Source organism: Streptomyces sp. NPDC101776 (assembly GCF_044766845.1).
Lineage (GTDB): Bacteria > Actinomycetota > Actinomycetes > Streptomycetales > Streptomycetaceae > Streptomyces.
Genome location: NZ_JBIWMV010000008.1, coordinates 1 through 13,260 on the forward strand (window position 1 = coordinate 1; position 13,260 = coordinate 13,260).

Genomic DNA, 13,260 nt, shown 5'->3' on the forward strand with positions numbered 1-13,260 from the left:
GTCACGGCCGGCCCGGACGGTGCGGGAGCGGGCCGAGGAGGTGCTGGTGGGCGAGATCCGGGTGCTTCACGCCGGATCTCGCGGTGCCTACGGGGTCCCGCGGGTCCACGCCTCTCTGCGGCGGGCCGGGCGGGTGGTGAACTCCAAGAAGATCGAGCGGTTGATGCGCAAGCACCGGATCGTGGGGATCACCCGCCGCCGGCGGCGGGGCCTGACCCGGCAGGCGAAGCGGGCGGTGTTCGCGCTCGACCTGATCGGCCGGGACTTCACCGCGTCCCGGCCCGGGATGCGGCTCGTCGGCGACATGACTGAACTCGGCACGCTGGAAGGGAAGTTGTATCTGGCGACCTGTATCGATCTCGCGACGCGGGAGGTGATCGGCTGGGCGATGGCCGACCACCACCGCGCCGAGCTGCCGGTCGCGGCCTTGCGGATGGCGGCCGGGCGTGGCGGCCTGGAGCAGGGTTGCGTCATGCATACGGATCGCGGCAGCGAGTACACGAGTGACGAATTCCGCAGCGAAATACACAAGTTGCGTATGAGGCAGTCGATGGGGCGCGTCGGCTCTTGTTACGATAATGCCGCCGCGGAAAGCTGGTTCGCTATCCTGAAAGCGGAGATCGGGACGACCATGTGGGAGACCCGCGAGGCCGCCCGGACCGACGTTTTCCGCTACGTCGAGGTCGAGTACAACCGCAGCCGGCTCCGTCGGCATCCCGACTACGGGTACGTCACCCCGCTCGAAACGAGATCCTTGCTCAGGCAGAGCTTCGTCCCGGCAGCGTAAACACCCGCTGTCCAGTTCGCGGGGGGAACTTCATCGAGGCCGTCCTCCACGAAGCTCCACACGTTCGTGTACGGGTCCCACTGGTTCTGGTCGGGGCCCGTGTGATCCGCGCTGATCTGCTTGGCGTGCTGCCGGGCCTTCTTGTACTTGCCGCGCAGCTGACCGGGCATGACGCGCTTGGCCTGCTCCGGGGAGACGGAGCTGATCGTGGGGCCGTAGGTCTGGGCGAAGCCGTGCTGGCTTTTCAGCTTCCCCGCCGCGCTGTCGCAGACGCCGCCGAAGGTGCTCGTGTAGTTCTGGTAGTGGAGCAGCCGCCACAACTCGAAACAGGGGTGGGAATAGGCGACGTGCAGCTTCGCCTTCCGGGCTCGCGAGAACGCGGTCGGAATGTCCTCGTGCTGGTCCCGGTCGAAAAGGCACCAGACCTGGGGCCAGTTCCAGCTCTCGGGATCCAACTTCGCCTTCTTGGCGGCCTTCTCGACCTCGGTCCACTTCCCGATGGCTTCGTCCACGAGCGGCAGCGGCTTGCGACGCTTCGTCGGCGCGTTCAGGTTCTCGACACTGCAGATGACCTCGCGGCCCTGTTGCGCGCGGGTGCCCTGTGCGGTGACGAACTCGATGAACTCCGGCTCGGTGACCTCACCCTCGGTGAAGACGTACACCTCACGCGGACGATCCTGCGGCAGCACTTTTCTGTGCCGGCCCGTGATGTTGTCCCGCCCCTTGTCCCGCGCCATCAGGAACGCTCTGCCTCCCCTGCCAGTGCCGTCAGTACCCTGCGGCCGATCTGTCCTTGCGTCACCTTCGGAACCGCGCCGAACGCACCCGCGAGGTAGGAGTCCATGAGGTCCTCTTCGGGACCCGGCTCCGCATCGCTGAGTGGGTACAGCTCCGTGGCACCGCTCGCGTCCTTCTCCGTGAACCAGATCTGTCCCGGCTCCAAGGGACGACCGCCTCTTGGGGACTTGAGAAGCGACGGGGCATGGGAGGTGAAGACCAACTGGGCGCCTTTGGTGTTGACCCACGGCGCTTGGAAGAGGCGTACGACTTCCGCGGCGAAGCGTGGGTGGAGGCTGGAGTCCAACTCGTCGATCAGGAGAACCGCGCCCTTGTCCAACGCCAACAGCAACGGCCCGATCAACGCGAACCACGAGCGTGTGCCGAACGATTCTCGCTGCCAGTCCAGCGCCACGGGTTCGTCGGAGTCACCACCATGCAGCAGCCGTACGAGCGGGGACTGCCCCGGGCGCTGTTCGACCTCCGCGCCCTTGATACCGAGATCGGCGACACGAAGGAGTTCCTCGATACGGTCGCGAGCGTTCTCGTCCAGCAGCTGCCGGGCGGTGTAGGCCTCGCGCTGCGTGCGCTCGGTCTCCGGCGTGACATCCCACAGGTTCTGGTTGAACCAGTCGTAGATCCGGGTGAGTTGAGGGTGGTTGTCGTTCGCCGCGCGACTCAGCAGGAGGGCGTTCGGGCGGGTTGACCGGGCGAGGTGCGCGCGGTCGTGGATACGGTCGCCGGGGAACTCGAAGACGTGATCGCGCGTGGCGTCGCGGTCCAGCCAGACCTGACGCCGTCCCTTGGGATAGGCGTGCAACCACTCGGACGCCACCGCTTTTGCCCCGAGTTCGAAACCGTAGGTCCAGCGCACGCCATCGTCGAGTACGAAGTCCGCCTCGTAGAAAGTGCTCTCCGCGGCCGACTTCGGATCGAGCGCGAACTCCTCACGAGGAATCCCTTGGTACGACGTCCACTGAGCGTAGGACCCGAGGACAGCTTCCTTCATCTTCTTCAGCGCGACGATCACATTGGACTTGCCTGAAGCGTTCGCGCCGAAGACTCCCAGGAGCGGATAGACCTGTAGCGACTTACCGTCCGACAGGGGCAGCTCGCGGGCGACGTCCGACTCCTCGCCGTGGGGCACAACGAAGGACAGCTCCTGCTCGTCGCGCAGCGACCGTACGTTCGCCACGCGGAACCTCAGAAGCATGCCGTCCTCCTCCCGTCGCGCACAGGGTATCCGCGTGATCGCGCACACGCCTACTGGACGGTCGCATCAGTCAGGGCTTGGGTGGGTCACACCAGTCGACGTGCCGTCGCCCACCGCGTCAGCTCGTGCCGGTTCGACAGCTGGAGCTTGCGGAGCACCGCCGAGACATGGGACTCGACCGTCTTCACCGAGATGAACAGCTGCTTGGCGATCTCCTTGTAGGCGTAGCCGCGCGCGATGAGGCGGAGCACCTCGCGCTCGCGCTGGGTGAGGCGGTCGAGGTCCTCGTCCACCGGCGGGGCGTCGGTCGACGCGAAGGCGTCGAGGACGAAGCCGGCCAGCCGGGGCGAGAAGACCGCGTCGCCCTCCTGGACCCGGAAGACGGAGTTGACGAGGTCCGTGCCGGTGATCGTCTTGGTGACGTAGCCGCGCGCACCGCCGCGGATCACCCCGATCACGTCCTCCGCCGCGTCCGACACGGACAGCGCGAGGAAGCGGACGGGCTGCTCGGCGTCGCTCATCAACGGGGCGCAGCGGCGCAGGACTTCGACCCCGCCGCCGCCCGGGAGGTGGACGTCGAGGAGGACCACCTCGGGGCGGGTCGCGGTGATGACCGTGACCGCCTGGTCGACGTCCGCGGCCTCGCCGACCACCTCGACACCGGTCTCCTCGGTGCGGCCGATCTCGGCCTGGACCCCCGTACGGAACATGCGGTGGTCGTCGACGAGGACCACGCGCACATGACGCCCGCCCGCGCTCCCGCCGGTCGGCTCCACAGGCTCCGCCGGTTCGTTCGTCTCGGTCGCGTCGCTCATGACGTCTTCTCCGCCCTCTCCATCTCCAGCTCGACCTCGGTACCGCCGTCCGGCACCGCGCGCAGCCGTGCCGTACCGCCGTGTCGCTCCATACGGCCGATGATCGATTCTCTGACGCCCATGCGGTCGGCGGGTATCGAGTCGAGGTCGAAGCCCGGTCCGCGGTCACGGACGGACACGAAGACCGTCTTCCCCTCCACCTCGGCGTAGACCTGCACGGCACCGCCCTCGCCACCGTACTTGGCCGCGTTCACCATCGCCTCGCGCGCGGCCTGCATCTGGGCGCCGATTCTGTCGTCGAGCGGGCAGTCCCCGACGACGACGACCTCGATGGGGACGCCGTGCTTGTCCTCGACCTCCGCCGCGCTGCGGCGCACCGCCTCGGCGAGGGTGTCGGGTTCGTCGGCCTCGTCCTTGCCGGTGCCCTCCGGTTTGTAGAGCCAGGCGCGCAGGTCGCGCTCCTGGGCGCGGGCCAGGCGGCGCACTTCGTTGGGGCTCTCCGCGTTGCGCTGGATCAGGGTCAGGGTGTGCAGCACGGAGTCGTGGACATGGGCGGCGACCTCGGCACGCTCCTGGGCGCGGATGCGCATCAGGCGCTCCTCGGAGAGGTCCTGGGTCATCCGCACGAGGTAGGGGCCGGCGAGCAGGGTGATGCCGACGAGGACCGCGAGGGCGGCCTGGAGGACCGAGCCGAGGTGGTCGGCGGAGCCCTGCAACACGAAGATCGCGGTGGCACCGGCGGTGACCAGCAGGACGCCACCGCCCGCGCGCAGCAGGCTGAGCGTACGGCGGCGGCTGCCGACCTCGGCCCAGCGGGCTCGGCGGGCGTTGTCCGCCTGGCGCCAGACGAGGGCGACGCCCGCGCCGACGAGGACGACCGGGAAGAGATAGGCCTTGGCGCCGCTGCCCAGGTTCACATTGCCGACGAAGACCAGCGCCACGACGACCATGAGGAGCAGGGCGACGATCTGGCCCTTGTCCGGCTTGCGGGCGACGAGTCTGCGGCGGCCGTCCGGTGAGGTCTCGGTGGAGACGAGGGACGGGGGCCGCTGGCCGGCGACCCCGCCGACGCCGAGCGGCACGAAGAACCAGAACGAGGCGTACAGCAACGCGCCGAGTCCGTCCGCGAGGAACAGCCCCACGAACACCAGCCGCACCCAGATCACCGGCAGCCCGAGATGCCCGGCGAGCCCCCGCGCCACCCCACCGAGCCAGCGACCGTCACTGCTGCGGTAGAGCTTGCGCGGCGGCCGCGGGTCCTCGACGGGCAGTGCTGCGGCTTCCGGCATGCCACCGATGTTCACACGCCCCGCCGTTGTGGGCATCAGGGTGGACCCCCGAGACTCCCCTGATCTTCGAATACGGCGCGCTGCGGGGGCTTTCGCGGTGTCGGGGCGATGTCGGATCGGTGTCGGGGTCGTCGTCGAACACTCCCCCGGTCCGGGTCGGGGCCGATTTCAGGGTTCGGCCAGGGTCGTCCCGACTGCCATCGGCGCCTCGCGGCGGGCAGCATGGACGCATGACAGATCACGAGCACGCCGCGACGGGTCCGGGACCCGGCTCCGGCCCACGTCCGCGAGCGGGCGCCGGGCCGCAGGACGCCGTGCCCGGCGCGGCTGCCGCCTCCTCGCCGGGTGCGATGCCCGGCGGCGGCAGCGCGGGCACGGCCGTGCACCGGTTCCGGCGGGACCGGCGGTCGAAGGTGCTCGCGGGGGTGTGCGCGGGGCTCGGGCGGCAGTGCGACATGGACCCGGTGATCTTCCGTATCACCCTCGCCGTGCTCTCGGCGACGGGCGGCATCGGCCTCATCTTCTACGGCTTCGCCTGGCTCTTCGTCCCGTACGACGACGAGGAGGAGAACGAGGTCCGCAAGCTCTTCACCGGCCGCGTGGACGGCCAGGCCCTGGCCGCCGTGCTGTTCGCGCTCGTCGGCTGCGGTGTGTTCCTGTCGATGCTGAACAACGCCAGTGTGCTGACCTTCGCCGTCGTCCTCTCCCTCCTGCTGGCGGGCGCGGGGTACTGGTCGCAGCAGCGCGGCGCCCCCGACCCCGACCCGCTGGCCGCGCAGGCCGTCGCCGATGCCCCGCCGGAGGCCCAGGCGCCGCCGGTGGTCGCCTCCTATCCCTCCTGGTGGCGTGATCCGATCGTCAAGGACGGCACACACGTCGGTGGCACCGGTTATCTGTGGGGCCCCGGCGACTCCCGCGACCGGGACATCGCGGACGCGATCCACATCAGCCTCGGCCCCACGTACCCGCACTGGCGCGAGGACCAGCGGAGCCCGCGCCCGGCACCCCCGAAGCCGCGCGGCCCGCGCTGGATCGGCGGCTGGGTGTTCCTGCTCGCGCTGCTCGCGGGGGGCCTGGGCACCGCCGCGAAGTGGAACGACCAGGAGCTCGGCACCAGCCTGCAGGCGGGCCTGGCCTGTGCGCTCGTCGTCTTCGGACTGGGGATCGCGATCAGCGCGTTCCTCGGGCGTACGGGGGCGGGCTCGGTGTTCCTCGCGATCGTCACGGCCGGCCTGCTCGCCGCCTCGGCGGCCCTGCCCAAGGACCTCACCACCCACTGGGAACGCCTCACCTGGCAGCCCGCGGCGGTGGCCCAGGTACAACCGAAGTACGACCTCGGGAACGGCGTGGGCACACTCGACCTGACCAGACTGAACCTGACGAAGGGGCAGACGGTCTCGGCCCACGCCGAGGTGGGCGTCGGGCAGTTGAAGGTGATCGTGCCCTCGGACGTGACGGTGGAGCTGAAGGTGAGAGTGGGCGTCGGAGACATCCAGTTGCCCGGTGACGACAAGAAGGACGTGGACGTGGAGCCGGACAAGCAGCAGCAGGTCACCCTGACCCCGGCGGCAGGCGTCAAGAGCACGGGCACGCTGGACCTGGACCTCCATGTCGGCGTCGGACAGGCGGAGGTCAGCCGTGCTGCGTCATGAGTTCCAGCCCGGGAAGCTGGTGATCGGCCTCTTCCTCATCGCCGCGGGCGTGGTCTACGCCGGGGACGTGGGCGGGCTGTGGGTGACCGAGTGGTTCGCGGTGATCCCGCTGGTCGTGGTCGGCCTGGTGCTGGGCGGTGTGGTGGCGGGCGTCAACGGCGCGATCCGCCGACACCGAAGGGCCGGCCGTAGGAGCACGGCCGACCCCGGTCCGGACATATCCGGCTGACGATCGTCTGCGGACCTGAAGGGTGGCCCGCGCGTCGGGAACACGGTGACCGGGTCCCAGGACCCCGTCACCTCCTGCTCGGCTCCCCCTCAGGGGCTACCGGTAGCCTCCCGCGCGCTGCCTTCGCCTTGCTCGGATCGCCGCGTCGAAGGAGAACACGGAGGCGCCCGCGAGGACGAGGGGCAGCCAGGCCATCAGATAGGCGAGGTCGTTGCCGTAGTAGTAGGGGTCGTTGGCCCAGCTGATGGTCAGCCACAGGCTGAGCGAGATCAGCGCGCCGCCGAGTGCGGCGAGGCGGGCCAGCAGACCGATCAACGTGCCGATGCCGACGGCGAGTTCACCGAAGGCGATGGCGTAGCCGAAGCCGACGGGACTCTTCAGGGACAGGTCGACCAGGGCCGGGATCGCCGACGAGTCGCGGACCGCGCGCATCGTCTCGCCGATCGAGCCGGCGCCGGAGGACTTCATGAAGGCGCTGTCGGTGAGTTTGTCCAGGCCCGCGTAGATGAAGGTGACGCCGAGGAAGACGCGCAGTGGGAGCAGGGCGTACCGGGTGGCGGTGTCACGCCAGCTCCGGTCGCCGTCGAGGTACGGGGTTTGCGTATCCATTCGAGTGCTGTGAGTCATCGCCCTTAGCCGCCTCTCGCCGCCGTTGACCCCTCAACAGACCATACGTACGAAAAGGGGGGCCCGCTCAACCATGCTTCGGACAGTTTTTCGGACTGTGGCAGAACTCGGGCGGCGGTCGGCCCGCTTCTATGGATATTCAGATGTGGGCCCGGGTCGGTCGCCCGTCGTCGCTCACGGGTGGCGTCAGTCCGTCACGTCGACCACGCAGGCGTTCGTCTCCACGCCCGCCGCGGTCACCACCTGGACCTCCACTCGTCCGGGCTCGACATCGACCGGGACGGGGACGGTCAGCAGGGTGTCCGTGGGGTTGGAGAAGCCACCGGCGACCGGGACCAGGGGGACGTGGACGTTGACCGGGCCGATGCGGACGACCATGCGGGACAGCCGGTCGGCCGTCTGGGCGCCCGGGGGGACGAAGCCGGCGCCGCGGATCTCGATGTCGTCGCCGGTGCGGATCGGGGCGTCGAGGTCGCCCGCCTCCCGGGAGCGCACCACCGAGAGGATGACCGGACGGCCGCCCTCCGCGTACTTGCCGGCCAGGTACGTCGCGGCGGAGATCAGCACGACCACCGCCAACCCCCAGGGTAGGTCGGGCAGTTGGTCGGGGCGGCGGGCGAGGCGCACGGCGACGAAGACGAGGGCGACGGCACTGATCGCGACGTACTGGATGTCGGCGAAGGTGCCGCGGCCCGCGTCGTCGGTGAGGAGGTCGGCGGCGCGGGGGCGGTCGGCGGGCAGCTTCTGGAGGCGCTGGCCCAGGACCCGCAGGCCGACGACCCGGCGGACGAGTACGGCGATCGCGCAGACCACGGCGAGGACGGTCACCACACCGGCGCCGCGGGCGAGTTCGAGGCCGGAGATGAGGGCGTCGCGTTCGGCGTGGTCGGAGGCGGCGGCGAGGCGGCCGGCCAGGACCAGCACCGCGTACGCCACGAACAGCACCCAGGACACGGCCACCGCGCGGGAGGTCGAAAGCCGGTTGTCCTCACCGATGACCGGCGCCAGCGCCCCGCCGCGTGCCCGGTGGAACCAGGAGGCGGCGGTCACCGTACCGGCGACCACGAGCGCGGCCAGCAGTCCGGCCGTGCGGGCCGCCGTCCAGCCCGCGCCGATCGCGGTGAACGCCTGCACCAGGAGCAGCACGACGAAGGCGCTCCACACCGCGAAGGCCGTGCGGTGCCACAGCCGGGCCAGCCAGGCGCCGCCCTCGGCACGGCCGCGTTCGGCGACGACGTCGGCGGACTGGGTCAGTTCGTCCGAGACCCACTGCCGGGAGGCGGACGCCGAGTGCGCCACCGCCGCGGGCAAGCCCTCCCCGGCCGCGAAACCGTCCCGCTTCACCAGGAACGCGGCGACCGCGCGCCGATGCCCCTCGCGTGCTCCGTGCGGGCAGTCCCCGCAGGTGCAGCCCCCTCCGTGGGCACCGATGTGCTCGCCGCCCTGTCTCGCCTCCTGCACCGCCACGCCCGACGCCTGCCTTCCCCACGACCCTGATGGTCCTCGGCCCTCGACCCCGGGCCCTCACGTTCGGCGGCCGGCTCCGAAGCCTTTGGCCACCGCCTTGCAACTCCCGCACGACAACAGCGGATTGTGCCCTACGGAACAGGGTCCGCGTCCGGCAGGTCTGGTCAGCGCGGGTGAAGCGAGCGCCGCCGTGTTGACCCGGCTGCGAGAATTTCCCCATGGCCGAGATCATCCAGCGCGACGGGACCTGGGCCTTCGACGGCACAACGGTCCGTATCACGCCGGGACTTCACCGCTCCGTGCCGCTGTTCCGGCAGACGTACGGGGAGATCGCCGTGCCCCTCGAAGCCGTCGCGGGCGTGGTCTACGAACCCGAGCGCAAGCGTGGCCGGCTGCGGCTGAGGCTGCGCGAGGGGGCCGACCCGCTGCTCCAGGCGACCGGTGGACGGCTGCCGGACGCGGCGGATCCGTACCGGCTGATCGTGGACATCGACCGGTCCGGGGTCGCCGAGTACGTGGCGGAGGAGATCCGGCACGGGCTGCTCCTGGACCAGATCCCCAAGGAGCCCACCAAGGCCTATCTCCTGCCCGGCCCGCCGGTCCCGGTCTCCGTCCGCTCCTCCGACGGCACGGTGTCCTTCGACGGTGCCCAGGTACGCATCGACTGGGCCGACACCTCCGAGCGCGTCAAGCGGGCCACCGGGCCGCGCATCGTCTCCGTGGGGGACCTCGTGCAGGTGGAGTGGCTGCCCAACTCCGGATACGAGGACGGGTTCATGCGGTTCGTGACGCGCGAGACCGTGTTCTCCAAACTGCCGCCGGAGAAGGACCCGTACGCCCTCGATCTGTGGGGCAGCGCCCGCCGCGACCTGCTCACCGCGCTGGTCGCCACGGCGGTGACCGCGCGGCTGCCGCATCCGTCGGTCCGGGAACTCGACAACGGGGAGTTCCCGGACCGCCCTCGACGGCTGGCCACCGTTCCGCCGCCGGCCGATCATCACGACGTACTCCTGCGCAGACTGCGGGAGTTGGGCGAGTTGCACCGGGAAGGGGTGCTCACGGACGAGGAGTTCAGGATGACCAAGGCGGCCGTGCTGCGGGGATTCAGCTGAGCCGCGTCAGCCGGTCGGTGTCAGCTGAGAAGGTCCGGTTCGCTGCGACTGATGTCCTGCCACAGGGGCTGGTAGTTGATCCAGGCGACGAGGTCGCCGCCGGTCTGTTCGCGGGTGGCGACGGCGAGTTTGTGGTCGATGAGGAGAAGACGGCCGGCCGCCTTCGCGAGGAGCTGGACCTGGCAGGAGCGTTCCATGGACACGAACCACCAGGCCGCCGCGTCCACCGAGTCGCCCACGGTGAGCAGTCCGTGGTTGCGCAGCACGAGCGCCTTGCGGGAGCCAAGACCGGCGGCGATCCGCTTGCCCTCCTCGGCGTCGACGGAGACCCCGCTGTAGGCGTCGTAGAGCGCGTGGTCCTCGTAGAAGGCGCAGCTCTCCTGGCTGATGGGGTCGAGGAAGTCGCCGAGGGCGGAGAGCGCGCGGCCGTGCACGGAGTGGCAGTGGGCGACCGCGACGACGTCCGGGCGGGCGGCGTGGACCTGGGAGTGCACGGTGAACGCGGCCTGGTTCACGTGGTGGCGGCCCTGGAGCACCTGGCCGTCCGAGTTGGCCAGCACCAGATCGCTCACGGTGACGTGCCGGAAGGGCATCCCGAAGGGGTTGACCCAGAAGCAGTCGCTGAACTCGGGGTCGCGGGCGGTGATGTGCCCCGAGACCCCGTCCTCGAAGCCGAGCCGGCCGAACAGGCGCAGGGCGCCCGCGAGCCGTTCCTTGCGGTGCCGGCGTTCGTCCTCGACCGACTCGTGCATCGGCGGCATGGCGAACCGCAGCCGGTCGGTGGGCAGGGGGGAGGGCGGCGTCGGCCCGTGCATCGGTCCTCCAGCACTGGGTTTGTTGTAAGGGCGAGAAGTTACCGCCGGTCGGTCGAAAAGGGCAGTGCAGGTCTGTAAAGAGGACACAGGTTGTCGGATATCGGCGGAACACTCGCCGTATGACAGCGAACTGGGCCACCTTCACCGCCGCCGAACCGGACCTCGCCGCGATCGTCGAGACGCGCTTCGGTGCCTTCACCCATCACATCCTCGCGACCGTGCGCGCGGACGGCTCGCCGCGCACCAGCGGGCTCGAAGTGCGGTTCCTGGACGGCGAGTTGTGGCTCGGGATGATGCCCGACTCGCTCAAGGCGGTGGATCTACGGCGGGACGCGCGCTTCGCGCTCCAGGCGAATCCGGGGGCGGGTACGGAGATGGGCGGCGGGGACGTGCGGGTCGCCGGGCGGGCGGTGGAGGTGACGGATCCCGGGGTGAAGGGGGCGTACAGCAAAGAGGTGGAACCGCCGGAGCCGTTCCACCTCTTCCGCACCGAGCTGACGGAGGTCGTGCGGACCTACGTCGAGGACGAGAAGTACCTCGTCGTTCAGGTCTGGAAGCCCGGAGGGCCGGTGCGGACCCTCAAGCGGACCTGATCAGCAAGGGTGCGGGACTACTCCCACTCGATGGTGCCCGGGGGCTTCGAGGTGATGTCGAGGACGACGCGGTTGACGTCGGCGACCTCGTTCGTGATGCGGGTGGAGATCTTCGCGAGGACGTCGTACGGCAGGCGGGACCAGTCGGCCGTCATGGCGTCCTCGGAGGAGACCGGGCGCAGGACGATGGGGTGACCGTAGGTGCGGCCGTCGCCCTGGACGCCGACGCTGCGGACGTCAGCGAGGAGGACCACCGGGCACTGCCAGATGTCGCGGTCCAGGCCGGCCGCGGTCAGTTCCTCGCGGGCGATGGCGTCGGCGTCGCGGAGCAGGTCGAGGCGGTCCTTGGTGACCTCGCCGACGATGCGGATGCCGAGGCCGGGGCCGGGGAAGGGCTGGCGCTGGACGATCTCGTCCGGGAGGCCCAGCTCCTGGCCGACCATCCGGACCTCGTCCTTGAACAGCTTGCGCAGCGGTTCGACCAGCTCGAATTCGAGGTCTTCGGGCAGTCCGCCGACGTTGTGGTGGGACTTGATGTTCGCGGTGCCGGTGCCGCCGCCGGACTCGACGACGTCCGGGTACAGGGTGCCCTGCACCAGGAAGGCGACCTCGGGGCCCTCGTCCGCGATGATGTCGGCCTGCGCCTGCTCGAAGACGCGGATGAACTCGCGGCCGATGATCTTCCGCTTCTGCTCGGGGTCGGAGACCCCCTTGAGCGCGGTGAGGAAGCGCTCCTCCGCGTCCACGACGACGAGCTTGACGCCGGTCGCGGCCACGAAGTCCTTCTCGACCTGCTCGGTCTCGCCCTTGCGCATCAGACCGTGGTCGACGTAGACGCAGGTCAGCTGGTCGCCGATGGCGCGGGCCACGAGGGCGGCGGCCACGGCGGAGTCGACGCCGCCGGACAGGCCGCAGATGGCGCGCTTGTCGCCTACCTGCTCGCGGATGAGGGCGACCTGTTCGTCGATGACGTTGCCGGTCGTCCAGTCCGGGGTGAGGCCGGCGCCGCGGTAGAGGAAGTGCTCCAGGATCTGCTGGCCGTGCGTGGAGTGCATGACCTCGGGGTGGTACTGGACGCCGTAGAGCTTCTTCTCGTCGTTCTCGAAGGCGGCGACCGGGACCACGTCCGTGGACGCGGTGACCGTGAAGCCCTCGGGGGCGGCGGAGCAGGCGTCGCCGTGGGACATCCACACCGGCTGCTCGTCCGGGGTGCCTTCGAAGAGGGTGGAGGACGACCGGGAGACGTGCAGTTCCGTACGGCCGTACTCGCGGGCGCCGGTGTTGTCGACGGTGCCGCCGAGGGCGGTGGCCATCAGCTGGAAGCCGTAGCACATGCCGAAGACGGGGACGCCGGCGTCGAAGAGTGCGCGGTCCAGGCGGGGGGCGCCCTCCGCGTAGACCGACGAGGGGCCGCCGGAGAGGATGATCGCCGCCGGGTTCTTGGCGAGCATCTCCGCGACCGGCATGGTGCTCGGCACGATCTCGCTGTAGACCCGGGCCTCGCGGACGCGGCGGGCGATGAGCTGGGCGTACTGCGCGCCGAAGTCGACGACCAGGACGGTGTCGGGGGCGGGGGTCGCTGCTGACACGGGGGCCTTCCGGCGGTTGGGCGGGGTTCTGGTCACCGATTCTAACGGGGCTCGCGTGGGACACCTGGTCGTACTGGGGGCTTCGCGGACGCGGGCTCCCCCGGCGCCCCCGACCGGTCCTGTGCCATACTCCCCCCATGCTCACGCACCCGACCTCCCTCTTTACCTATGGCAACCGGCCCGCCGGCTGCCATGGTCGAGCTGCTTGAGTTACTGACGAGCGACTTTCCAGGCGCCCCGGGCCGACAAGGCCCGGGGCGCCTGTCGTTTCCCGGGTCGGCCGGTCCAGGTGTTC

The 13,260-nt window shown here is 70.2% G+C and carries 13 protein-coding genes; 5 read left to right on the forward strand and 8 right to left on the reverse strand.

From position 1 onward, the window contains the following. The coding region (locus tag ACIRRY_RS24570; RefSeq protein WP_403976413.1) for an IS3 family transposase at window positions 1-787 on the forward strand (787 nt) is incomplete at its 5' end. Here the strand turns inward: ACIRRY_RS24570 and ACIRRY_RS24575 are convergent. From ACIRRY_RS24575 to ACIRRY_RS24590, 4 genes are all read right to left on the reverse strand, one after another. Continuing rightward, window positions 721-1,524, reverse strand: a complete 804-nt coding sequence (locus tag ACIRRY_RS24575; protein ID WP_403976415.1) for an RloB family protein — start codon at window positions 1,522-1,524, stop codon at window positions 721-723. The two genes, ACIRRY_RS24570 and ACIRRY_RS24575, sit on opposite strands and share 67 nt — an antisense overlap. Further along, complete coding sequence (locus tag ACIRRY_RS24580) at window positions 1,524-2,777, reverse strand: ATP/GTP-binding protein (RefSeq protein WP_403976417.1); 1,254 nt, start codon at window positions 2,775-2,777, stop codon at window positions 1,524-1,526. The genes ACIRRY_RS24575 and ACIRRY_RS24580 overlap by 1 nt, the downstream gene beginning before the upstream one ends. Before the next feature lie 86 nt (window positions 2,778-2,863). Next, window positions 2,864-3,592, reverse strand: coding sequence for a LuxR C-terminal-related transcriptional regulator (locus ACIRRY_RS24585; RefSeq protein ID WP_403976419.1), 729 nt, complete (start codon window positions 3,590-3,592; stop codon window positions 2,864-2,866). Beyond that, window positions 3,589-4,917 carry a PspC domain-containing protein gene (locus ACIRRY_RS24590; RefSeq protein WP_403976421.1) on the reverse strand — a complete coding sequence of 443 codons (1,329 nt, stop codon included), beginning with the start codon at window positions 4,915-4,917 and terminating at the stop codon, window positions 3,589-3,591. Before ACIRRY_RS24590 ends, ACIRRY_RS24585 begins: the two co-directional genes overlap by 4 nt. 194 nt (window positions 4,918-5,111) lie before the next feature. Between ACIRRY_RS24590 and ACIRRY_RS24595 the strand changes: the two genes are divergently transcribed. Continuing rightward, window positions 5,112-6,533, forward strand: a complete 1,422-nt coding sequence (locus tag ACIRRY_RS24595; protein ID WP_403976423.1) for a PspC domain-containing protein — start codon at window positions 5,112-5,114, stop codon at window positions 6,531-6,533. Further along, complete coding sequence (locus tag ACIRRY_RS24600) at window positions 6,520-6,762, forward strand: hypothetical protein (protein ID WP_403976425.1); 243 nt, start codon at window positions 6,520-6,522, stop codon at window positions 6,760-6,762. The genes ACIRRY_RS24595 and ACIRRY_RS24600 overlap by 14 nt, the downstream gene beginning before the upstream one ends. 96 nt (window positions 6,763-6,858) lie before the next feature. On the opposite strand, the gene ACIRRY_RS24605 is transcribed toward ACIRRY_RS24600, so the two are convergent. After that, complete coding sequence (locus ACIRRY_RS24605) at window positions 6,859-7,389, reverse strand: DoxX family protein (protein WP_200687589.1); 531 nt, start codon at window positions 7,387-7,389, stop codon at window positions 6,859-6,861. A gap of 186 nt (window positions 7,390-7,575) precedes the next feature. Then, entirely contained in the window at window positions 7,576-8,856 is a 1,281-nt protein-coding gene (locus ACIRRY_RS24610) for a hypothetical protein (RefSeq protein ID WP_403976427.1), read from the reverse strand. A gap of 218 nt (window positions 8,857-9,074) precedes the next feature. On the opposite strand from ACIRRY_RS24610, the gene ACIRRY_RS24615 reads away from it, so the two are divergent. Continuing rightward, window positions 9,075-9,968 carry a DUF4429 domain-containing protein gene (locus ACIRRY_RS24615; RefSeq protein ID WP_403976429.1) on the forward strand — a complete coding sequence of 298 codons (894 nt, stop codon included), beginning with the start codon at window positions 9,075-9,077 and terminating at the stop codon, window positions 9,966-9,968. 20 nt (window positions 9,969-9,988) lie between these two features. On the opposite strand, the gene ACIRRY_RS24620 is transcribed toward ACIRRY_RS24615, so the two are convergent. Further along, window positions 9,989-10,783 carry a class II aldolase/adducin family protein gene (locus ACIRRY_RS24620; protein WP_403976431.1) on the reverse strand — a complete coding sequence of 265 codons (795 nt, stop codon included), beginning with the start codon at window positions 10,781-10,783 and terminating at the stop codon, window positions 9,989-9,991. Between the two features lie 119 nt (window positions 10,784-10,902). Here ACIRRY_RS24620 and ACIRRY_RS24625 point away from each other — a divergent pair, with 119 nt between their 5' ends. Beyond that, entirely contained in the window at window positions 10,903-11,376 is a 474-nt protein-coding gene (locus ACIRRY_RS24625) for a pyridoxamine 5'-phosphate oxidase family protein (protein WP_403976433.1), read from the forward strand. Window positions 11,377-11,393: 17 nt separating this feature from the next. On the opposite strand, the gene guaA is transcribed toward ACIRRY_RS24625, so the two are convergent. Beyond that, window positions 11,394-12,965: a glutamine-hydrolyzing GMP synthase gene (guaA, locus tag ACIRRY_RS24630; protein WP_403976435.1), complete on the reverse strand. Its 1,572-nt coding sequence runs from the start codon at window positions 12,963-12,965 to the stop codon at window positions 11,394-11,396. Window positions 12,966-13,260: the final 295 nt, after the last annotated feature.

What these genes read in the sequence shown, in the direction of transcription:
- ACIRRY_RS24575 (WP_403976415.1), bottom strand. Translation starts at nt 1,524, where the DNA reads ATGGCGCGGGACAAGGGGCGGGACAACATCACGGGCCGGCACAGAAAA.
- ACIRRY_RS24580 (WP_403976417.1), bottom strand. Translation starts at nt 2,777, where the DNA reads ATGCTTCTGAGGTTCCGCGTGGCGAACGTACGGTCGCTGCGCGACGAG.
- ACIRRY_RS24585 (WP_403976419.1), bottom strand. Translation starts at nt 3,592, where the DNA reads ATGAGCGACGCGACCGAGACGAACGAACCGGCGGAGCCTGTGGAGCCG.
- ACIRRY_RS24590 (WP_403976421.1), bottom strand. Translation starts at nt 4,917, where the DNA reads ATGCCCACAACGGCGGGGCGTGTGAACATCGGTGGCATGCCGGAAGCC.
- ACIRRY_RS24595 (WP_403976423.1), top strand. Translation starts at nt 5,112, where the DNA reads ATGACAGATCACGAGCACGCCGCGACGGGTCCGGGACCCGGCTCCGGC.
- ACIRRY_RS24605 (WP_200687589.1), bottom strand. Translation starts at nt 7,389, where the DNA reads ATGACTCACAGCACTCGAATGGATACGCAAACCCCGTACCTCGACGGC.
- ACIRRY_RS24615 (WP_403976429.1), top strand. Translation starts at nt 9,075, where the DNA reads ATGGCCGAGATCATCCAGCGCGACGGGACCTGGGCCTTCGACGGCACA.
- ACIRRY_RS24620 (WP_403976431.1), bottom strand. Translation starts at nt 10,783, where the DNA reads ATGCACGGGCCGACGCCGCCCTCCCCCCTGCCCACCGACCGGCTGCGG.
- ACIRRY_RS24625 (WP_403976433.1), top strand. Translation starts at nt 10,903, where the DNA reads ATGACAGCGAACTGGGCCACCTTCACCGCCGCCGAACCGGACCTCGCC.